The organism is Kitasatospora sp. NPDC091276 (genome assembly GCF_040684355.1).
Taxonomy (GTDB): domain Bacteria; phylum Actinomycetota; class Actinomycetes; order Streptomycetales; family Streptomycetaceae; genus Kitasatospora.
Map to the genome: position 1 here is coordinate 145,690 of NZ_JBFBFU010000016.1, position 19,176 is coordinate 164,865.

The following is a 19,176-nucleotide window of genomic DNA, read 5'->3' on the forward strand; positions in this document are numbered from 1 at the left end:
AGGGCGCGGCGACGCCGAGTACGCCGAAGGGGCCGGGTGGTCGAACCACCCGGCCCCTTCGGCGACGCGTCGTCAGAACTTGTTCTTCGGGGTCAGCCCGAGGGAGAGCCCGGAGAGGCCGCGCTGGCGGCCGCCGAGCTTGCCGGCGACGGCGCGCAGGGCGGCGCCGGCCGGGGAGTCGGGGGCGGCGAGCACGACCGGGCGGCCGTCGTCGCCGCCCTCGCGCAGGCGCACGTCGATCGGGATCGAGCCGAGCACCGGGACGGTCGCGCCGACGGTGCGGGTGAGCGCGTCCGCGACGGTCTGGCCGCCGCCGGTGCCGAAGACGTCGATCATCTCGTCGCAGTGCGGGCACGGCATGCCGGACATGTTCTCGATCACGCCGACGATCTTCTGGTGGGTCTGCACCGCGATGGTGCCGGCCCGCTCGGCCACCTCGGCGGCGGCCATCTGCGGGGTGGTGACGATCAGGATCTCCGCGTTGGGGACCAGCTGGGCCACCGAGATCGCGATGTCACCGGTGCCGGGCGGCAGGTCCAGCAGCAGGACGTCCAGGTCGCCCCAGTAGACGTCGGCGAGGAACTGCTGGAGCGCGCGGTGCAGCATCGGGCCGCGCCAGACCACCGGGGCGTTGCCCGGGGTGAACATGCCGATCGAGATGACCTTCACGCCGTGCGACTGCGGCGGCATGATCATGTCCTGGACCTGGGTGGGCCGGCCCTCGACGCCGAGCATGCGGGGCACGCTGTGGCCGTAGATGTCGGCGTCCACGACGGCGACCTTCAGGCCGTCGGCGGCCATCGCGGCGGCCAGGTTGACCGTGACCGAGGACTTGCCGACCCCGCCCTTGCCGGAGGCGACGGCGTAGACCCGGGTCAGCGTGCCCGGCTTGGCGAACGGGATCTCCCGCTCGGGGGCGCCGCCGCGCAGCAGCTGGGAGAGCTCCTTGCGCTGCTCGTCGCTCATCACGTCGAGCTCGACCTCGACGCCGGTCACACCGGGCACGCGGCCGACCGCTTCGCGGACCCGGGTGACGATGGTGTCGCGCATCGGGCAGCCGGAGACGGTCAGGTAGACCGCGACGCGCACCACGCCGCCCTCGGCGATCTCGACCGATTTCACCATGCCGATCTCGGTGATCGGGCGGTTGATCTCCGGGTCGTTGACGGTCGCCAGCGCCTGGCGTACGGACTCCTCCGTGACGCCGGCCGCGACCTCTGTCTCGTTGGCCATGCCTTGATGGTACGGCGCTCGGGGGATCCCCCAACCCGACGGTGGCGTGCCGCCGGTCACAGCGTCTCGGAGGGCTCCCGGCGCTCCTCGATCTCCTTGAGCAGGGACTGGAGTTCGGAGCGGATGAAGTCCCGGGTGGCGACCTCGCCGAGCCCGTGCCGCAGTGCCGCGACCTCGCGGGTCAGGTACTCGGTGTCCGCGATGTTGCGGTCGCTGCGGGCCCGGTCCTGCTCCATGTTGACCCGGTCCCGGTTGTCCTGGCGGTTCTGCGCGAGCAGGATCAGCGGGGCCGCGTAGGAGGCCTGGAGCGACAGCACCAGGGTGAGGAAGATGAAGGGGTAGCTGTCGAAGCGCACGTTCTCCGGCAGCAGGGTGTTCCAGGCCACCCAGATGATGATCACCACCGTCATCCAGACGATGAAGCGGCCGGTGCCCAGGAAGCGCGCGATCCGTTCGGAGAGCTTGCCGAACGCCTCCGGGTCGTAGGCGGGCAGTGAGATCAGCCCGGGCCGGGCGGTGCGGGGCTGGTCGAGCCGGGTGCGGGCCGGGCCGGCCACGGAGATCTCGGCGCGCCGCTCCCGGCCGCCCTCCCGGCCGCGCAGCTCGCGCAGCTGGCGCAGTTCCCGCAGTTCGCTCTGGAGGCGTTGGCGGGGGGACTCGTCCCGCCGCCCCTTGCGGTCAGCGTCCACCGTGCACCTCTTCCCTCGTGCCGTCCGTGTCGTCGTGGCCGTGCAGGACGGACTCGCGCCAGTCCTCCGGCAGCAGGTGGTCGAGCACGTCGTCGACGGTCACCGCGCCGAGCAGGTGGTCGGCCTCGTCGACGACCGGCGCGGACACCAGGTTGTAGGTCGCCAGGTAGCTGGTGATCAGCGACAGCGGGGTGTCCGGCGGCAGCGGGTCCAGGTCGTCGTCGACCAGCGAGCCGACCAGCACGTACGGCGGCTCGCGCAGCAGCCGCTGGAAGTGCACGGTGCCCAGGTACTTGCCGGTCGGGGTCTCGTTCGGCGGCCGGCAGACGTACACCTGCGCGGCGAGCGCGGGCTTGTGGTCGGAGACCCGGATGCGGGCGAGCGCCTCGGCCACGGTCGCGTCCGGCTCCAGCACGACCGGCTCGGTGGTCATCAGACCGCCGGCGGTGTTCTCCTCGTACGACAGCAGGCGGCGGACGGGCTCGGCCTCGTCCGGCTCCATCAGCTGGAGCAGCCGCTCGGCCTCGTCGGCGGGCAGTTCGGAGAGCAGGTCGGCGGCGTCGTCCGGGTCCATCGCCTCCAGGATGTCGGCGGCGCGTTCGTCCTTGAGCTTGCCGATGATCTCGACCTGGTCGTCCTCGGGCAGCTCCTCCAGGACGTCGGCGAGCCGCTCGTCGTCGAGCGCGGCGGCCACCTCGGCGCGGCGCTTGGCGGACAGGTGGTGCATGACGCTGGCGAGGTCGGCGGCGCGCAGCTGGTCGAAGGTGGCGAGCAGGTTGGCGGCGCCCTGGTCCTGCTCGGGCAGCGTGAAGCCGGTGACGTCCTGCCAGTCCAGGGTGAGCCGCTCGCCCTTGCCCTTGCGCAGCCGGCCGGCCCGGCCGATCTGGACGAAGACCTTGCTGATCTCCCACTCGCGCATCCGGGTCTGCACCATCCCGACGTCCAGCACGGTGACGTTCTCACCGGTCTTGGACCAGGTGACGGTGCGGTCCAGCAGTTCGGCGAGCACCAGGGTCTCGGACGGGCGCTGCTCGAAGCGCCGCAGGTTGATCACGCCGGTGGCGAGCACCTGGCCGGACTCCAGGCTGGTCACCCGGGTCATCGGCAGGAAGATCCGGCGCCGGCCGACCACCTCGACCACCAGGCCCAGGACCCGCGGCGGGCGGCCGCTCAGCCGCAGCGAGACGACGACGTCACGGACCCGGCCGACCTGGTCGCCGTTCGGGTCGAAGACGGCGAGGGCGGAGAGGTGGGAGATGAAGACCCGGGTGCCTGGCCCTGCCATGAACTCCCTCGACTCGTTCGATGCCGTGCCGGGTACGCCGGGGCGCACCTGCGGGCAAGGCTACCCGCGTGTCGCGAGCCCGGCCCGACGAGGCACGGTACACAGCCGAGGAGTCCCGGGCGTGAATCTTTAGCGGCGCTTGAACAGCAGTTTGGGCAGGCCGGCCGGGACGGGGCGGCGGGTGGTGGCCGCGGTGGGCATCGGCCGGGTAGCGTGCGAGACGTCCGGCATCGCGCCCGGACGCTCGGTCAGCGCACCGGCGGGCTCCAGGCGCAGCACCCGGCACTCGCGGGCCCAGCGGTCGGTGATGGTGTCGGTGTCGGGCGCGTTCAGCCGCTTGCCCTTGAGCTCCTCGACGGCGCCCAGCCAGGCCTCGCCGCCGGGGGCCAGCTCCGAGACCCGGGCGCTCCAGCCGGTCAGCCGGCCGCCCTTGTCCTTGCTGCGGACGGTCACCACCGCGCCGGATCCGGCGGTCAGGCCGTGCAGCGGCTGCTCGCCGCCCTCGCCGACCACCACCACGGCGCCGTCGTGCCAGGCGTGCCAGAGCGGGCGGGCCTGCTCCTGGCCGTCGGCGCGGACCCAGAGGAGGCCGGACTTCTTCGCGGCCTCCTCCAGCAGGGCCTGGTCGAGGAAGTCGTCGGCGGTCGCGGCGGCGGGCGTACGGTCCATGGCGCCCAGCGTACGACCTCCGCCGTCCACGAGTTGTCTCAGCCGTCGGGCGACAGTTCCATCGGATCGCCACGGGCCTTACCGTAGGAGCGCCCGGCCCCGGCCCGGTTCAGCCCGGTCCCCGCCTCGCCCCAGCCCACGTGACCAGCAGAGGAGCGCCGTGCCCGCCGCCCGGCCCGCGACCGCCCCCGCACCAGCCGCCACCGCCACCGCCACCGAGCCGGCACACCCGCTCCCCACCGCCGACCTGCTGCTGCTCGCCGTCTCCATCGCCGGCATCTCGCTGTCCGGCCCGCTGATCAGCGCCACCGCCGCGCCCGCGCTGGCGATCGCGTTCTGGCGCAACGTCATGTCGGTCGGCGTCCTCGGCCCGTACGCGCTGCTGCGCCACCGCGCCGAACTGCGCGGGATCGGCCGGCGGGCGCTGCTGCTCGCGATCGCGGCGGGCGCACTGCTCGCCGTGCACTTCGCGCTCTGGATGCCCAGCCTGCGGATGACCTCGGTGGCCTCGGCGACCGCCCTGGTCACCACCACCCCGCTGTGGACCATCCTGCTGATGCGCCTGCTCGGCGTCCGCGCCCCCCGGATGGTCTGGCTCGGCACGGGCGTGGCCTTCGCCGGCGTGCTGGTGCTGACCGGCGTCGACCTCTCGCTCTCCCCGCGCGCGCTGCTCGGCGACGCGCTCGCCCTCGGCGCGGGCCTGGCCGCCGCCGGGTACGTGCTGCTGGGCGCGGAGGTCCGCAAGACCGTCAGCACCACCGCGTACACGCTGGTCTGCTACGCCACCACGGCGGCGGGCCTGCTGGCGATCTGCCTGGTCGCCGGGACGCCGCTGGCCGGCTGGCCGGCCGGGGTGTGGTGGCAGATCGTGCTGCTGATGGTCGCCGCCCAGCTGCTCGGCCACTCGCTGAGCAACCGCGTGGTGCGCACCCTCGGCCCGTCGATCACCTCCACGGCGATCCTGCTGGAGACCCCGGGCGCGGCCCTGATCGCCGCCCTCTGGCTCGGCCAGTGGCCCCCGGTGGCGGCGTATCCGGCGGTGGTGCTGATCCTGGTGGGCCTGGTCCTGGTCGCCCGTGGCGGCCGGCGGTAGCGGCCGGCGGGCGCCGCGGGCGGCTACAGCCAGCCGTTGCGGCGGAAGCCCCGGTACATCCCGACGCAGATCAGGATGATGGCGGTGAGCACCATCGGATAGCCGTACTTGTGGTGCAGCTCGGGCATGTACTCGAAGTTCATGCCGTACACGCCGGTGATCATGGTGGGCACGGCGAAGATCGCCGCCCAGGCGGTGATCTTGCGCATGTCCTCGTTCTGCGCCACCGAGACCTGCGCCAGATTGGCCTGGAGCAGCGAGTTCAGCAGTTCGTCGAAGCCGTGCACCTGCTCGGTGACCCGGGCCAGGTGGTCGGCGACGTCCCGGAAGTACTTCTGGATGTCCGGGTCGACGAGGCGCTGCAGCGGCTCGGACAGCTGCTGCATCGGGCGCAGCAGCGGCACCACGGCTCGCTTGAACTCCAGTACCTCGCGCTTGAGTTGGTACACCCGGCCGACGTCGGCGCTGCGCCCGCCCTTGGCCGAGAAGACGCCGTACTCGATCTCGTCCACGTCGTTCTGCAGCCGCTCGGAGACCAGCAGGTAGTTGTCCACGACGTGGTCGGCGATCGCGTGCAGCACCGCGGACGGGCCCTTGGCGAGCAGCCCGGACTCGTCCGCGTCGGCCTCCAGCCGGTGCCGCAGCTCCTGCAGCGAGCCGTGGCCGCCGTGCCGGACGGTGATCACGAAGTCCCGCCCGGCGAAGACCATCAACTCGCCGGTCTCCACCACCTCGCTGGTCGGGGTGAGCTGGTCGTGCTCGACGTAGCGGATGGTCTTGAAGACGGCGAACAGCACGTCGTCGTAGCGCTCGACCTTGGGCCGCTGGTGCGCGTGCACCGCGTCCTCGACCGCGAGCGGGTGCAGGCCGAAGCGCTGGGCGATGCCCTCGAACTCGGCCTCGGTCGGTTCGTGCAGCCCGATCCAGCTGAACGAGCCGTCCCCGTCCGGGAGTTGGTGCGCGGCCTTGATCCGGCGGGCGGCCTCGCGGGGGCTGCAGGTCTCGCCGTGGCGCTTGCCGTGCTGGTACACCGCGCAGTCGACGACCGCCGAGCCGGCGCCCGCCGGGACGGCGTCGTACGCGCCGGCCGCGGAACGGCGGCGGTTGGTGCGGACGGCGGCGCGCAGGCTGTTGATCATCGACATGGCAGGCTCCCTGGAACAGGAGCCGCCGCACAGCGGCGTCGGGGTCCCCCCGTCGGAAGGCGGGAGAGGAGCGGGCGGCCGTGGTGCGACGGCGAAGAACACCGGTGAAGGGGGGTGAGGGTGCTCTCCCGGCCGGTTCGTCCGCGTCCGGCCTGCCCGGGCTACCTCGGCTGGATCAGCCGGTTCAGCCTGCGTGGCGAGGGGTACGGGGAAGTCGGGGCCGGGTAGAGCTGCCGGTACTGCATGGTCGGCCGGTATCCACCGCAACCACCTCCTTCGTGCCGCCGCCCCGGGAACCTGAGGATTCCCGGTGGCCAGTCGCTCACCCTAACATCTGACCGACCATCGGCGCCCCGGGCTTTCCCGAGGCTTTGCCCGGGCCGCCCGCACACGGCCGGCCCGCCCCCGGGGGTTACGCTCACCGGCATGGCGCACGACTTCCCGCTCTTCGGCGAACCCCACGGCGGCAGCTCCCCGGCGCTCTCCCGGGAGGCGGTGCTGGCCGCCGTCGAGGCCCGGCTGATCACCACCTTCGGCGAGCCGAGCGGCCGCGCCGCGGTCACCTTCCTCGGCACCGACCGGATCGAGGTGCTGCGCTTCGGCCCGGACGCCGACGGCCTGGTCCGGTACGCGACGCTCGGCATGTCCGCCGCGCCGATGGCCGACCCGACCGCACCGGTGGCCGACCAACTGCGCGGCCCGCGCGCCGAACTGGTGCTGACCGTCCGCGGCGGGCGCGACAGCGTGCTGCGCAGCCTGGCCACCCTGGCCGCGACCCCGCAGGTCGAGGGACTGGTGGTGGCCCCCGGCGGCTCGCTGGACCTCGGCGCCCCGCTGTGGGACGGCGCGCCGTTCACCTCGGTGCTGGCCGCCGAGCCGGGCGGCCTGGTGCCGGACCTGGAGCTGGACGAGCCGGCCGACCCGGTCCGTTTCCTGCCGCTGCTGCCGATGACGCCCAACGAGGCCGGCTGGAAGCGGGTGCACGGCGCGGCCGCGCTCCAGGAGCGCTGGCTGGAGCAGGGCGCCGACCTGCGCGACCCGGACCGCCGCGGCGTCCGGCTGGACTGACCGGGGCTCAGGTCACGGGTCTCCCGTCCTGGCCGCGCGCTCCTACCGCGCCCCCGCACTCCGGCGCGCGGCCCTCAGCCGCCGATCGGCTTCGCGCCGGTGGCCTGCGCCAGCAGCGCCTCGTACACCGCGGGATCGGTGGTGTGCTCGCCGAGCCGGACGGTCTTGCGGCTGCCGTGGTAGTCGCTGGAGCCGGTGACCAGCAGTCCCAGCTCGTCGGCCAGGCCGCGCAGCCGCACCCTGGTCTCCTCGTCGTGGTCGGTGTGGTCGACCTCCAGCGCCGCCAGCCCGGCCGCCGCGAGGTCGGCGATCACCTGGTCCGGGACGGTCCGCCCGCGCTTGACCGCGCCGGGGTGGGCGAACACCGGCACCCCGCCGGCCGCCCGGACCAGCCGGACCGCCTCGATCGGGTCGGTCTCGTGCTTGCGGACGTCCGCCCGGGCGCCGTTGGCCAGCCACTCGGCGGTGAAGGCGTCCGACACGGTGGCCACGACGCCCGCCTCGACCAGCGCGCTGGCGATGTGCGGGCGACCGACCGAGCCGGTCCCGGCGATCCGCTGCACCTGCTCCCAGCTGATGTCCGCGCCGAGTTCGCGGCAGCGCTCGACGATCGCCCGCCCGCGCCGGAACCGGTCGGTGCGCACCAGCTCCCGCTCGCGCGCGAACTCCGGCTCGTCCGGGTCGAACAGGTACGCCAGCAGGTGCATGCTGACGCCGCCCACCACGCAGGACAGCTCGGCGCCCGGGACGACGGTCAGCCGGCTGCCGTCCGGCAGCGCGCGCACCGCCTCGGCGGCCTCGGCGTGGCCCGCGACGGTGTCGTGGTCGGTGAGCGCCACGACGTCGAGGCCCGCGGCCACGGCCGCCGCGACCAGCTCGGTCGGGCTGTCGGTACCGTCGGAGGCGTTGCTGTGGGCGTGCAGGTCGATGCGCACGGGGCGGACTCCTGAGGGCTCGGGGTGCCGCCCAGGATAGGACAGGGCGCCGGGCCCCGGCCGGACAGGACCTATCCCAGCAGGCGGGGGGAGAGGGCCCCGCAGGGGAGCAGGTCCAGTTCGGCGCCGGCCTCGCGCAGGTCGGTGAGGACGAGTTCGTCGTACATCACCAGGGCGGACTGCTCGGGCCAGGCGACGGCCCAGAGCCAGAGGCCGCGGGCCTCGCCGACGAACACCGCGCGGTCGACCGGGGCGTCCGGGACGTGGAACATCGGGGTGGGCCGCCCGGCGGCCAGCAGTTTGGCGTCGGCGGGCTTGTAGAGGCCGACGGAGTCGCCCGGGTCGGGCCCGGGCATCCCGGCGTAGCGGGCGCCGAGGCCGACCCCCAGCTCCTCGGCGACGAGCACCAGCTCGCCGAAGCCGCCGAGCGGGGCCGGTCCGGAGCAGGCGACGGCGGTGGCCCGGGCGCCGGAGACGTCGTCGCCGACGTGGGCGATGCCGGTGTAGAGCCAGCCGACCGGGAGCGGCCAGGGCAGCCAGACGGGGACCTGCGAGCGGGCGACGGCGACGCCCAGGGCTTCGACGCTCGGTGGCAGCACGGGCTGCATCGGGTGCACGGCTCCGTGCCGGTCGCACTGCCAGGTGTCTGAGAACAGACCGGGGGCGCGGACCCGACCGGCGCACCTCGGGCAGCTTGGCTCGCCCCTCATAGGCGACAACGCTCCTCCCTCCGGACCGCCGCGTCAAGGACGATCACCCGTACGGAGGGCTCGGCGGCACCTGTCGGTGGCGGGGCCCGTTCGGCGCGGGTGGGGCGGCGCGGCACGGGCGGTTCCCGTTGGGGGATGTCCCGTGGCGGGCGGCGGCAAACGTCTACGGGCCCAGGGCCCGGACGCACTGACGCCCTGTCATCGGCGATCGCGGTGACAGGGCGTCAGTCGGGTATCGGAACGTCCGGATCGGACGCTCCCGGCTCGTCGGCGGCGGGTGAGGGCTCCCGGTCGGAGGCGCCGCGCGTGGTCAGACGGTCGGGCACGGGCGGATGAGCAGGCGCTCACCGGTGCGGGCGGCGGCCTGGACGAACTCGCGGACGGTCTCGGCGTCGGCTATCAGGCGGTCGGCGGCGGAGCCGTTGGCGTCGTCCAGTCGGACGATCTCGAAGCGCATGGTCTTCGTCATGGGCGTCTCCTCTTCTTGCCCCGTCGGTCGGGGCGATTGCGGCTGAGTGGGTACCAGCCCTTTCGGGGTCCTGCGGGTCCGGCGGTGCGGCCGGATCGTTCGGTTCGTACGTGCGGCGGTCTGCTGCGGCAAGGGCTCCCCCTGCTTGCCTGGTGCGGCTGGTGCCTCGTGAACCACGGTGACGTGGTGGTGCTTCCGGGCCGTTGCCCGACCGTGAAGTCCAGGTTTCGGCTGATTCGCGCCGACGCGGAGGCCGGCGATGATTCCCGGACAGAATCAAAGATTACCGTAACTAACGACTTTTGTCCTGTGTTGAGGACGGTCGAACTTCGAGAAGTGGTTCAGACCACTCTCCGGGACCGGTGCGGCTCAGGCCCAGAACGCGGCCAGCGCCTCGGCCGTGGCGGCCGGGCGTTCGGCGTTGGGGGAGTGGCCGGCGTCCTCGACGACCACCCGGCGGGCCCCCAGGCGCTCCGCCATCCCGGTCTGCTCCGGCACCGGCCAGGCGTAGTCCCGCACCCCGGACAGCACCAGCACCGGCAGGTCGGCGGTGGCGGCGGCCAGCTCCGCCACCCGGTCCGGCGCGGCGACCAGATGGCCACCGGTGACGCTCAGCGACAGCGGTACGTTGGCCAGCCAGCGGCGGTGCAGGAACTCCGCGACGGCCGGCTCCGGGCGCTGCTTCTGGTCCCCGCTGCCCTCCTCCATCTGCCGCATGACCTGCCAGATCTCCTCCAGGCTCATGACCGGCAGCACGTCCAGCAGCAGCTGGGTACGGGCCGCCTCGGCCGGGTCGATCGCGCCCGGGCCGGTGGACATCAGGGTCAGCGAGCGCCACGGCGACGGGCCGTCCGCGGCCGCGGCCAGCACTGCCTCCCGGACCACCTGGCCGCCGAAGGAGTGCCCCAGCAGGTGCGGCGGGCCGTCGTCGGCGGCCACGGCCTCGGTGAGCGCCCGGACGTCCGCGCCCAGCGCCTCGACGGCGTACGCGGCCGGGTCGTCCGGGCCGCCGGTCTCGAACTGGCCGCGCTGGTCGACGGCGGTCACCCGGTAGCCGGCCGCCGCCAGCGGCTCCAGCAGGGCGATGAAGTCCTCCTTGCTGCCGGTGAAGCCCGGCACCAGCAGCGCCGAGCCGCGCACCGGCCCGTCCGGCTCGGCCCGCAGCGCGGCGAACCCGCCGCGGCTGGTCGACAGCCGCAGCGCGCGGGCACAGCGGGGAAGGGTGAGGAACGGCGGCGTGCTCATGGGCTGCTCTCCTGCGGGCGACTGGCCGGTGACCCCGACCCTATCCAGCCTGTGCTGGAACGCCGGAACGCCGGAGGGGGCGGGCCGGACCGCGAGGGGCCCGGCCCGCCCCCTCCGGGACGGGGTGCGTCAGCTCTCCGGGGTGGCCTCCGGCGCGGCGGCGGCCTTGCGGGCCCGGGTGCGCTTGCGCGGGGCCGGGACCTCGGTCGCGGCGTCGGCGGCCGCAGCCTCCGGAGCCGCCGGGGCGGTCGCGGCCTCGGCCTTGGGCTTGCGGGTGCGCGTCCGGGTGGCGGGCTTCTCCGCGACGGCGGCCTCGACGGCCGGGGCCTCGGCGACGGCCTCGACGGCCTCCGCCTTCGGCTTGCGGGTGCGCGTCCGGGTGGCCGGCTTCTTCGCGACGGCGGCCTCGACGGCTTCGGCGGCTTCGGCGGCCGGAGCCTCGGCCGGGGCCTCGACGGCCTCCGCCTTCGGCTTGCGGGCGGCGCGCGTCCGGGTGCGGGCGGCCGGCTTCTCCGCGACGGCGGCCTCGACGACGGCCTCGGCGGCGGCCACGACGGCCACCGCGGCCGGAGCCTCGGCGACCGGAGCCGCCACGGCCGCCTCGGTCACCGCGACGGCCTCGGCCACCACGGCGGCCTCGCCGGCGGCGGCGCCGCGCGAACGGCGGCGACGGCGGCGCGGGGCCGCCTCGCCCTCGGTGCCCTCGACGGCCGGGGCCGCGGGGGCCTCGACGACGGTCCCGGCCTCGCCCTCGGCGACCGCGGAGCCGCCCCGGGTGCGGCGGCGCTCACGGGTGCGGCGCGGCTTCTCCTCGGTCGCCACGGCGGCCTCGGGGGCGCCGGTGCGGCCGGAGCCGCTGCGCGGGCCCTTGGCCCGGGCGGTGCGCGCACCGCGCCCGCCGGTCTCGCCGAGGTCCTCGACCTCCTCCGCGCCGAGCCCGGCCCGGGTCCGCTCCGAACGCGGCAGCACACCCTTGGTGCCCGGCGCGATCTTCAGCAGCTCGTACAGGTGCGGCGAGGTGGAGTAGGTCTCCTCCGGGTCGTTGAAGGTCAGCTCCAGCGCCTTGTTGATCAGCTGCCAGCGCGGGATGTCGTCCCAGTCGACCAGGGTGACGGCGGTGCCCGAGGCGCCGGCCCGGCCGGTGCGGCCGATCCGGTGCAGGTAGGTCTTCTCGTCCTCGGGGCACTGGTAGTTGACCACGTGCGTGACGCCCTCGACGTCGATGCCGCGGGCGGCGACGTCGGTGCAGACCAGCACGTCGACCTTGCCGTTGCGGAACGCGCGCAGCGCCTGCTCGCGGGCGCCCTGGCCGAGGTCGCCGTGGACGGCGCCGGCCGCGAAGCCGCGCTGGGTCAGCTGGTCGGCGACGTCGGCGGCGGTGCGCTTGGTGCGGCAGAAGATCATCGCCAGCCCGCGGCCGTCGGCCTGGAGGATGCGCGAGACGAGCTCGACCTTGTCCAGCGAGTGCGCGCGGAAGATGTGCTGCTCGATGTTGGCGACGGTGGTGCCGGTGTCGTCCGGGGCGGCGGCCCGGATGTGGGTGGGCTGGCTCATGTACCGGCGGGCGAGGCTGATGACCTGACCCGGCATGGTGGCCGAGAACAGCAGGGTCTGCCGCTTGGCCGGCAGCATGGTGATGATCTTCTCGACGTCCGGCAGGAAGCCGAGGTCGAGCATCTCGTCGGCCTCGTCCAGGACCAGCGAGCGGACCTTGGACAGGTTCAGCTTCTTCTGCCCGGCCAGGTCCAGCAGGCGGCCCGGGGTGCCGACCACGATGTCGACGCCCTTGGCGAGCGCCTCGACCTGCGGCTCGTACGCGCGGCCGCCGTAGACGGCCAGGACGCGCACGTCGCGGACCTTGCCGGCGGTCTGCAGGTCGTTGGTGACCTGGGTGCAGAGCTCACGCGTCGGGACGACGATGAGCGCCTGCGGGCCGTCGGAGAGCTGCTCCTCGGTCGCCCGGCCGGCGTCCACGTCGGCGCGCACGACGCACCGCTCGATCAGCGGGAGGCCGAAGCCGAGGGTCTTGCCGGTGCCGGTCTTGGCCTGGCCGATGACGTCGTGGCCGGTCAGCGCGACCGGGAGGGTCATCTCCTGGATGGGGAAGGGGTGGACGATGCCGACGGACTCGAGCGCCTCGGCGGTCTCCGGGAGGATTCCCAGATCCCGGAACGTCGTCTTGATGGGTTCAGCGGTGGTGGACAGGGTGCTGCCTCTTCCGTGTGAAAGGGGCCGAGAGCGAGCGGCGGGCGGGCAGCCGCACGGCTGCGTACGGGCCTGGCGGCCCTGATGCAGCTGAGCGGACGCACAACCGCGCCGGTCCCTGCGGCCGGCCGGTGCGCGCTGCCCTGTGCGGGGCGCGTCGCCGGCGGCGTCGGGGAGGATTCCCATGAGGGACCTGCGCGGGACCTTCGCCAGGGGGCGCGGTCTCGGCGGCCCTCGCTCGGCCACTGATGCGGTGCCAAGGCTTGAAGTCCAAGCCATGGTCGGAGCCGATCGGCTCTCCGACCGGGCATCCGCGTACGTGAGTACCCGTGGCTCCGGTGCGGACACGTCCGGATGGACGGTGCCGCTTCGGAGCGGGCTTGCGCGGGACACCGAGACGGCGGTGACACCGTGCGAACACGACGGGGCTCCGTACCACCATACAGTCAGGCGACGACTCGAACACGTGACGCGTCTGACATTGCCCCTCCCGACCCGGGCCGGAAGGGGTGTTCCGGCCGGTCACCCGGGCGACCGGCCGACGGCCGGCCAGGGTGGGTCCCCCGGGCCGGCGGGACTAAGGTGGCGGGTCATGGAGACCCATGGTGAGACGCAGGACGCCGCAGCCGGCTCGATCGGGGACTGGGCCGCGTGCTCGGCCGACCCCGGCTACCGGGCGGCGGTGCTGGACCTGCTCGGCGCACTCGCCTACGGCGAGCTGAGCGCCTTCGAGCGGCTCGCCGAGGACGCCAAGCTGGCGCCGGACCTCGCCGACAAGGCGGCCCTGGCCCGGATGGCCTCCGCCGAGTTCCAGCACTACCAGCGCCTGCACGACCGGCTCGCCGAGATCGGCGCCGACCCGCAGGAGGCGATGCGCCCGTTCGTCGAGCCGCTGGAGCTGTTCCACCGGATGACCGCGCCCTCGGACTGGCTGGAGGGCCTGGTCAAGGCCTACGTCGGCGACGCCATCGCGACCGACTTCTACCGCGAGGTCGCCGTCCGGCTCGACGACGACACCCGCGACCTGGTGCTCGGCGTCATGTCCGACACCGGGCACGCCCAGTTCGCGGTGGACAAGGTGCGCCAGGCCATCGAGGCCGACCCGCGCTCCGGCGGCCGGCTCGCGCTGTGGGGCCGGCGGCTGATGGGCGAGGCGCTCAGCCAGGCCCAGCGGGTGGTCGCCGAGCGGGACGCGCTGTCCAACCTGCTGGTCGGCGGCGTCCAGGTGCAGGGCTTCGACCTGGTCGAGGTCGGCAAGATGTTCAACCGGATCACCGAGGCGCACACCCGGCGGATGGCCGCCCTGGGCCTGGCCAGCTAGGGCCTGCCCGGCCCGGGCGTCCGGCCCGGGCGTCAGGCCGGCCGGTGGCGCCGGGTGCGGTGGACACCGGCCCGGTGCGGGTGGTGCCGGTGCGCCGGGGCCCGCCCGGCGGCGAGGTCCGGCCGGGCCAGCGTCGTGGTCAGCACCGCCGAGGCCAGCGCCGCTGCCGCGATCGACGCCGCCGGGTAGCGCCCGTCCAGGCAGAAGTGCGCCACCGTCCCGCCGAGTAGCGCCGCCGCCAGGGCGGTGCCCAGGGTCAGGGTGCGGGCCGCCCGGAAGTACGCGGGCCGCGCCAGCAGTGCGGCCAGGCCCGCGGCCAGGCCGACGAGGGCGAAGGCGATCGACTCGACCAGCAAAACTGCCTCCCGGGGACGGGCGCGCGGCGCCGACGGCCGCACTGTCGCCGTACCCCGGCCGACCCGGCCGTACACGCAACGGTGCCCCGCTCCCTGGGGGAGCGGGGCACCGGGTGAGCAGCTCGGACGACGCCTCAGGCGGTGCCGAAGCCGACCTTGCGGGCGGCCTGCTCGCCGATCTCCACGTACGCCAGGCGCTCAGCCGGGACGATGACGCGGCGGCCGTGCTCGTCGGTCAGCGCGAAGAGCTTCTCCGAACCCTCCAGCGCCTTGGCGATCGCGCTCTGGATCTCATCGGCACTCTGCGTGCTCTCGATCACGATCTCGCGCGGCGTGTTCTGCACGCCGATCTTGACCTCCACGGCTTCCGTCCCTCCGGGGTTGCAGCCTCCACGCGCGGACACCCCGACCGCCTGGGACAAGCGTTCGCGACGACCGCGCCGTACGGCTTCACCATAGAGCACGGGATCACCGCGGCGGCGAAGGTCGGTGGATCACCCCTGCTAGAGGGCCTCTCCGCCCTCCGAGGTGGGGTGCATCGGGAAGCCCTTCAGCCCGCGCCAGGCCAGGCTGGCGACCAGTCGCGCCGCCTCGTCGCGCGGGATGTCCAGGCCCTGCGACAGCCAGTACCGGGCGGTGATCTGGGCCAGGCCGCAGACCCCGGCGGCGAGCAGCTTGGACTCCGCCTCGGGCAGGTCGGTGTCCTCCTGGATCACCTTGCTGACCAGCGTCGCGCTCGCCTCGGAGGCCCGCTCGACCCGCTCGCGCACGGCCGGCTCGTTGGTCAGGTCCGACTCGAAGACCAGGCGGAACGCGCCGGACTCGCTGGAGACGTAGTTGAAGTACGCCTCCATCGTCGCGGCCACCCGGAGCTTGTTGTCGGTGGTCGTCGACAGTGCGTCGCGGGTCGACTCGACCAGGGCGTCGCAGTGCTTGTCCAGCAGCGCCAGGTACAGCTCCAGCTTCCCGGGGAAGTGCTGGTACAGCACCGGCTTGCTGACCCCGGCGCGGTCGGCGATGTCGTCCATGGCGGCCGCGTGGTAACCCTGCGCGACGAACACCTCCTGGGCGGCACCGAGCAGTTGTTCACGGCGGGCGCTTCGCGGCAGGCGGGCACCGCGCGGGCGCTCCTGCGCCTCCTGGATGGCCGTCACGGCGCTCCTCACTTCGGTTGTTCGGGGCTGGCAAGAGGGCCGATTCTACTTTTCGGTAACCGCTTCCGCGTTCGGCGGGAGTGAGAAAAGGACCTCGGCCTCCTTGTCAGGAGCCCACAATACGGCGCTGACCTCGGCGTCGGCAGGGGTGTGACAGGGGCCGGAACGGCCGTCCGGGCCGTCGGAATCCGAACCTCGTGACGCACCGCACCGGCGGCGTCACCGAGCGCGGAGCGCGGGCCGGCATCGTGGACCCGGGGCCCCTCGCGGCGGCGAACAAGGCCACTCCCATCGTCCGCCATGAGGGGGGAGGCCGGCGACCGGCGCCCGGCCGCCGGCACCGCCCGGTAACGGCCCGGTTCGGGGCGAGGTCACGCCCGTTCACTCGTTCAGGTGGCAACCAGGCATGTGACCGATGGATTGCCCGGGCCCGGTCCTACCTTTCTGCTGTCGGACCGAACAGGTGTGGGGGAGGCCGCGGACGCCGGGGAAATCCGGAGGGCGGCCGCACCCAGGGGGCCCGGCGGGTCGGGCCCGACCCGCCGGAACGGGCGTGCGCCCGGGGGAACGGATCGCGGGAGGGGCGCGGCCGGACCGTCGGGCCGGACGGCCGCACCACCGCTCGGTGGTGCCCCGCCCCGGGGGAGCGTCGCGGTGTCGTACCCGACCGACCGGACTCCTCGCCCCCGGACCGTCCCCGCCGCCGTGCGGGGCCGCCCCGGTGGCCACTCAAGCCGCTCAAGCCATCCGTCGATCCGCCCGCCCGTGATCCGCCCGCCCGTGATCCGCTCTGCCCTGGAGGTCTCCCGTGCGCATCGCCCTGCTCACCGAGGGTGCCGGCCCACATTCCCGGCGCGGCGCCGGAGGCTGGTGCGACCGGCTGGCCGCGGGCCTGCCGGAGCACGAGTTCGGGCTGTACCTGCTGACCGGCCAGGGCGGCCAGGGCACCGCCGAGCGGCTGTCGCCCGCCTGGCGCGGGGCCCGCGAGCTGGCGCTGTGGGGGCGACGGCCGGGCGGCCGGGTGCCCGGCACGCTGCGCGGACGCCAGTACGCCCGGGCGTACGAGGACCTGGTCAGAGCCCTGGTGCTGCCGGGGGAGCGGGCCGGCTTCGGAGCCGGGCTGTACCGGCTGGCCGTCCTCGCCCGGGAGGACGGCACGCTGCCCGCCTTCCTCGCCTCCGCGCACGCCCGGCGCACCCTGGAGCGGGTCTGGCGGCTGCCGGGCGCGGAGACCTCGGCCGGGCAGCCGCTGGTCCGCGACGTGCTGGTCGCGGCGGACCTGCTGGAGCAGTGCCTGCGGCCGCTGTCCGCGCCCTGGTACGGCACCGGGCCCGACGGCCTCGGCGGCGCCGACCTTTGCCACGTGGTCGGCGGCGGCCCCGCGGCGCTGCCCGCGCTGGTCGCCCGGTACCTGCACGGGGTGCCGTTCGTGGTCACCGAGCACGGCCTGCACCTGCGCGAGCAGTACCTCGGCCACCGCGAGGCGCCGTACCGGTGGCCGGTCCGGGCGCTGCTGCTGGCGTACTTCCGGGCGCTCACCGAGGAGACCTACCGGCAGGCGGCCGTCCTGACCCCCGGCAGCGCCCACGACCAGCAGTGGCAGCGCCGCTGCGGGGCCGACCCGGCGCGCACCCGGGTGGTGTACGAGGGGACGCCCGCGGTGGTCCGCCCGGCGGCCGGGCCCGAGCCCGCCGTGCCGACCCTGGTGTGGGCGGGCGCGCTGGAGCCGGGGCGGGACACCGAGCTGATGCTGCACGCCTTCGCGCGGGTGCGCGCCGACCTGCCGAGGGCCCGGCTGGTGATCCACGGCGAGGAGGCCGCGCCCGGCTACCGGGCGCACTGCGCGGCGCTCGCCGAGCGGCTCGGACTGGCCGCGGCGGTGGACTTCGCCGGGCGGCCCGGCTCGCTCGCGGAGGTCTGGGAGGGCGGCACGCTGGCCGTGTTCTCCGCGCTGTCCCAGCGCAGCCCCCGGCTGCTCGCGGACGCGATGCTCAGTGGCCGGGCCGTGGTGTCCACCGACGTCGGGGTGGCTCGCGAGGTGGTCGGGCCGACCGGGCTGCTGGTGCCCGCCCGGGACCCGCGCGCGCTGGCCGGCGCCTGCCTGGCGCTGCTGCGCGACGAGGAGCGGCGCGCCCGGCTCGGGCTGGCCGGGCGGCTGCGGGCGCAGGAACGCTTCGCCGTGGAGCCGGTGATCGGCGCCTTCCGGGAGATCTACCTGGAGCTGGTCTCGCAGTACCCGGCCTTCCCCGGCGGCGGGGCCGGCGGCGCGGCCGGGGAGCCACCGCGACCGTTCGCCCGGCCCGCCGAGTACTGGCTCGCCGACGGCCGCCGCGCGCCGGACGGCCCGGGCGGCCAGGGTGCCCCGGACGCGGGGGACGGCCCCGGCGGCCGCCACAGTGCCGGGCCGGCCGGGTCCGAGCGGTCGGAGGACGGGGGCGGCGACGCCGGCGCGCAAGAGCGCCCCGGCGCCCTCGCGGAGGCCGTCTGATGGCGGGCGGCGCGGCGCCGGGCGGCCCCGGGAGCCCGGTGGGGGACCCGGTGCGCGAGGTGATGGCCGAGCACCGGGCGCTGTGCGAGCGAGCCGTCGACCCGCTGGAGATCGCCGCCGGACTGGAGGAGGCCGGGCTCGGCCCGCAGGCCGCCGCGCGCTGCCGGCACGCCGACCTGTTCTCGCTCGCCGAGGAGCTGTACGCGCGGGTGCCCCGCCGCCCACCCGTGCCGGAGCCGCCGCGCGGCCGGGAGTGCGCCGCCGCCACCCGAGCGACGCTGACCGCCGCCGCGCTGGCCGCGCTGCCCTGCGCGGCCGTGGTCGCGCTCGGCGCCCGCTGGCCGGTGCTGCTGCCGGCCGCCGTCCCGCTGGTGCTGGTGCCCGCCTTGGCCGCGGACCCCGCCGCCGAGCCCGGCCCGCCGGACACCCGCCCCTGCGGCGCGGTGGACGGGCTGGGCCCGGCGCGGGCGCCGCGGCGGGCCGGCTCCCGGTGGAGCCCGGCGGCGCTGGGGCACGGGCTGGGCCTGGCCGCGCTGCTGCTGCTCCCGCTGGCCGCGGCGGACGGGGACCGGCGGCTGACCGCCGCGCTGGTGCTGGCCGGGGCGGTGTCGGCCGGGTCGGCCGAGCGGGCGGCCCGCTGGTACCGGCAGGTCGGCCGCGGCCATCTCGGCGCGGCGGCCACGCTGGCCGAGTTCCGGTCCCGGATGCGGCCGGTGCTCCCGGTGGCGGTCGCCCTGCACCTGGCGGTGCTCGCGGTGCTGACCTTCGCCGCGCTGGCGGTGCTGACCGTCCTCGCGCCGCGCCCCGGGCCGGGCCACGGCGGGGGCCTGCTGCACCTGGCGGCCGAACGGGCCGGCGCCGCGCAGTGGGCGGCGCAGGGCGTGCTGGGCCTGCTGCTGGTGCTGCCCGCGCTGCTGGCCCGCTGCGGCCGGACGGCGGCCGCCGCGGCGGGTGCGCTGGCCGGGCCCGCCGTGGCGCTCGGGCTGCTCGCCCTGGGCCGTTCCGGGCCGACGGCCGGGGTGCTCGGCGGCGGCGCGGTCGCCGCGGTGCTGCTGGCGTACGCCTGGGCCGTGCTCGGCCGGGCCGGTTCGCACCGCTGAGCCCCGCCCGC

At 75.2% G+C, this 19,176-nt stretch carries 18 protein-coding genes; 5 read left to right on the forward strand and 13 right to left on the reverse strand.

Annotated features, from left to right (window positions below; all coding sequences use genetic code 11):
• Positions 1 to 72 precede the first annotated feature (72 nt).
• The 4 genes from AB0O19_RS21510 to AB0O19_RS21525 all read right to left on the reverse strand — a co-directional run bounded on the left by AB0O19_RS21510 (position 73) and on the right by AB0O19_RS21525 (position 3,876).
• Positions 73 to 1,233, reverse strand: a complete 1,161-nt coding sequence (locus tag AB0O19_RS21510; RefSeq protein ID WP_363621460.1) for an Mrp/NBP35 family ATP-binding protein — start codon at positions 1,231 to 1,233, stop codon at positions 73 to 75.
• A gap of 56 nt (positions 1,234 to 1,289) precedes the next feature.
• Entirely contained in the window at positions 1,290 to 1,835 is a 546-nt protein-coding gene (locus tag AB0O19_RS21515; protein WP_363586765.1) for a DUF1003 domain-containing protein, read from the reverse strand.
• Between the two features lie 76 nt (positions 1,836 to 1,911).
• A complete protein-coding gene (locus AB0O19_RS21520; RefSeq protein ID WP_363621462.1) occupies positions 1,912 to 3,207 on the reverse strand; it encodes a CBS domain-containing protein in 1,296 nt (431 codons plus the stop codon).
• A 129-nt stretch (positions 3,208 to 3,336) separates the two neighbouring features.
• Positions 3,337 to 3,876, reverse strand: a complete 540-nt coding sequence (locus AB0O19_RS21525; RefSeq protein WP_363621464.1) for a hypothetical protein — start codon at positions 3,874 to 3,876, stop codon at positions 3,337 to 3,339.
• Between the two features lie 247 nt (positions 3,877 to 4,123).
• On the opposite strand from AB0O19_RS21525, the gene AB0O19_RS21530 reads away from it, so the two are divergent.
• Positions 4,124 to 4,969, forward strand: a complete 846-nt coding sequence (locus AB0O19_RS21530) for a DMT family transporter (protein WP_363621506.1) — start codon at positions 4,124 to 4,126, stop codon at positions 4,967 to 4,969.
• A 23-nt stretch (positions 4,970 to 4,992) separates the two neighbouring features.
• Here AB0O19_RS21530 and corA read toward each other — a convergent pair whose 3' ends face one another.
• Positions 4,993 to 6,114 (reverse strand): magnesium/cobalt transporter CorA, encoded by a 1,122-nt coding sequence (gene corA / locus AB0O19_RS21535; protein ID WP_363586746.1) that lies wholly within the window; start codon positions 6,112 to 6,114, stop codon positions 4,993 to 4,995.
• Positions 6,115 to 6,540: 426 nt separating this feature from the next.
• On the opposite strand from corA, the gene AB0O19_RS21540 reads away from it, so the two are divergent.
• Positions 6,541 to 7,182 (forward strand): suppressor of fused domain protein, encoded by a 642-nt coding sequence (locus tag AB0O19_RS21540; RefSeq protein WP_363586745.1) that lies wholly within the window; start codon positions 6,541 to 6,543, stop codon positions 7,180 to 7,182.
• Positions 7,183 to 7,256: 74 nt separating this feature from the next.
• On the opposite strand, the gene AB0O19_RS21545 is transcribed toward AB0O19_RS21540, so the two are convergent.
• The 5 genes from AB0O19_RS21545 to AB0O19_RS21565 all read right to left on the reverse strand — a co-directional run bounded on the left by AB0O19_RS21545 (position 7,257) and on the right by AB0O19_RS21565 (position 12,632).
• Positions 7,257 to 8,117: a PHP domain-containing protein gene (locus AB0O19_RS21545; RefSeq protein ID WP_363586744.1), complete on the reverse strand. Its 861-nt coding sequence runs from the start codon at positions 8,115 to 8,117 to the stop codon at positions 7,257 to 7,259.
• A 71-nt stretch (positions 8,118 to 8,188) separates the two neighbouring features.
• Positions 8,189 to 8,827: a DUF6758 family protein gene (locus AB0O19_RS21550; protein ID WP_363586743.1), complete on the reverse strand. Its 639-nt coding sequence runs from the start codon at positions 8,825 to 8,827 to the stop codon at positions 8,189 to 8,191.
• Between the two features lie 310 nt (positions 8,828 to 9,137).
• Complete coding sequence (locus AB0O19_RS21555; protein WP_159398440.1) at positions 9,138 to 9,296, reverse strand: hypothetical protein; 159 nt, start codon at positions 9,294 to 9,296, stop codon at positions 9,138 to 9,140.
• Between the two features lie 369 nt (positions 9,297 to 9,665).
• Positions 9,666 to 10,541 (reverse strand): alpha/beta fold hydrolase, encoded by an 876-nt coding sequence (locus AB0O19_RS21560; RefSeq protein ID WP_363621466.1) that lies wholly within the window; start codon positions 10,539 to 10,541, stop codon positions 9,666 to 9,668.
• 129 nt (positions 10,542 to 10,670) lie between these two features.
• Positions 10,671 to 12,632, reverse strand: coding sequence for a DEAD/DEAH box helicase (locus tag AB0O19_RS21565; protein ID WP_363621468.1), 1,962 nt, complete (start codon positions 12,630 to 12,632; stop codon positions 10,671 to 10,673).
• A 706-nt stretch (positions 12,633 to 13,338) separates the two neighbouring features.
• On the opposite strand from AB0O19_RS21565, the gene AB0O19_RS21570 reads away from it, so the two are divergent.
• Positions 13,339 to 14,067, forward strand: coding sequence for a ferritin-like fold-containing protein (locus AB0O19_RS21570; protein ID WP_063347921.1), 729 nt, complete (start codon positions 13,339 to 13,341; stop codon positions 14,065 to 14,067).
• 32 nt (positions 14,068 to 14,099) lie between these two features.
• On the opposite strand, the gene AB0O19_RS21575 is transcribed toward AB0O19_RS21570, so the two are convergent.
• The 3 genes from AB0O19_RS21575 to AB0O19_RS21585 form a co-directional block, all read right to left on the reverse strand.
• Positions 14,100 to 14,423, reverse strand: a complete 324-nt coding sequence (locus AB0O19_RS21575) for a hypothetical protein (protein WP_363586741.1) — start codon at positions 14,421 to 14,423, stop codon at positions 14,100 to 14,102.
• 134 nt (positions 14,424 to 14,557) lie between these two features.
• The gene (locus tag AB0O19_RS21580; RefSeq protein WP_063347919.1) at positions 14,558 to 14,785 is read right to left on the reverse strand and encodes a DUF3107 domain-containing protein; all 228 of its coding nucleotides are present in this window, start codon (positions 14,783 to 14,785) and stop codon (positions 14,558 to 14,560) included.
• Between the two features lie 141 nt (positions 14,786 to 14,926).
• Positions 14,927 to 15,577: a TetR/AcrR family transcriptional regulator gene (locus AB0O19_RS21585; protein WP_363586740.1), complete on the reverse strand. Its 651-nt coding sequence runs from the start codon at positions 15,575 to 15,577 to the stop codon at positions 14,927 to 14,929.
• A gap of 808 nt (positions 15,578 to 16,385) precedes the next feature.
• Between AB0O19_RS21585 and AB0O19_RS21590 the strand changes: the two genes are divergently transcribed.
• Positions 16,386 to 18,065, forward strand: coding sequence for a DUF3492 domain-containing protein (locus tag AB0O19_RS21590; protein ID WP_363621469.1), 1,680 nt, complete (start codon positions 16,386 to 16,388; stop codon positions 18,063 to 18,065).
• Positions 18,065 to 19,165 (forward strand): hypothetical protein, encoded by a 1,101-nt coding sequence (locus tag AB0O19_RS21595; protein ID WP_363621471.1) that lies wholly within the window; start codon positions 18,065 to 18,067, stop codon positions 19,163 to 19,165. Before AB0O19_RS21590 ends, AB0O19_RS21595 begins: the two co-directional genes overlap by 1 nt.
• Positions 19,166 to 19,176: the final 11 nt, after the last annotated feature.

Excerpts from the sequence above, each read along its gene's own strand:
- AB0O19_RS21510 (WP_363621460.1), bottom strand. The coding sequence starts at position 1,233 with ATGGCCAACGAGACAGAGGTCGCGGCCGGCGTCACGGAGGAGTCCGTA.
- AB0O19_RS21520 (WP_363621462.1), bottom strand. The coding sequence starts at position 3,207 with ATGGCAGGGCCAGGCACCCGGGTCTTCATCTCCCACCTCTCCGCCCTC.
- AB0O19_RS21525 (WP_363621464.1), bottom strand. The coding sequence starts at position 3,876 with ATGGACCGTACGCCCGCCGCCGCGACCGCCGACGACTTCCTCGACCAG.
- corA (WP_363586746.1), bottom strand. The coding sequence starts at position 6,114 with ATGTCGATGATCAACAGCCTGCGCGCCGCCGTCCGCACCAACCGCCGC.
- AB0O19_RS21540 (WP_363586745.1), top strand. The coding sequence starts at position 6,541 with ATGGCGCACGACTTCCCGCTCTTCGGCGAACCCCACGGCGGCAGCTCC.
- AB0O19_RS21550 (WP_363586743.1), bottom strand. The coding sequence starts at position 8,827 with ATGAGGGGCGAGCCAAGCTGCCCGAGGTGCGCCGGTCGGGTCCGCGCC.
- AB0O19_RS21555 (WP_159398440.1), bottom strand. The coding sequence starts at position 9,296 with ATGACGAAGACCATGCGCTTCGAGATCGTCCGACTGGACGACGCCAAC.
- AB0O19_RS21560 (WP_363621466.1), bottom strand. The coding sequence starts at position 10,541 with ATGAGCACGCCGCCGTTCCTCACCCTTCCCCGCTGTGCCCGCGCGCTG.
- AB0O19_RS21565 (WP_363621468.1), bottom strand. The coding sequence starts at position 12,632 with ATGACCCTCCCGGTCGCGCTGACCGGCCACGACGTCATCGGCCAGGCC.
- AB0O19_RS21570 (WP_063347921.1), top strand. The coding sequence starts at position 13,339 with ATGGAGACCCATGGTGAGACGCAGGACGCCGCAGCCGGCTCGATCGGG.
- AB0O19_RS21595 (WP_363621471.1), top strand. The coding sequence starts at position 18,065 with ATGGCGGGCGGCGCGGCGCCGGGCGGCCCCGGGAGCCCGGTGGGGGAC.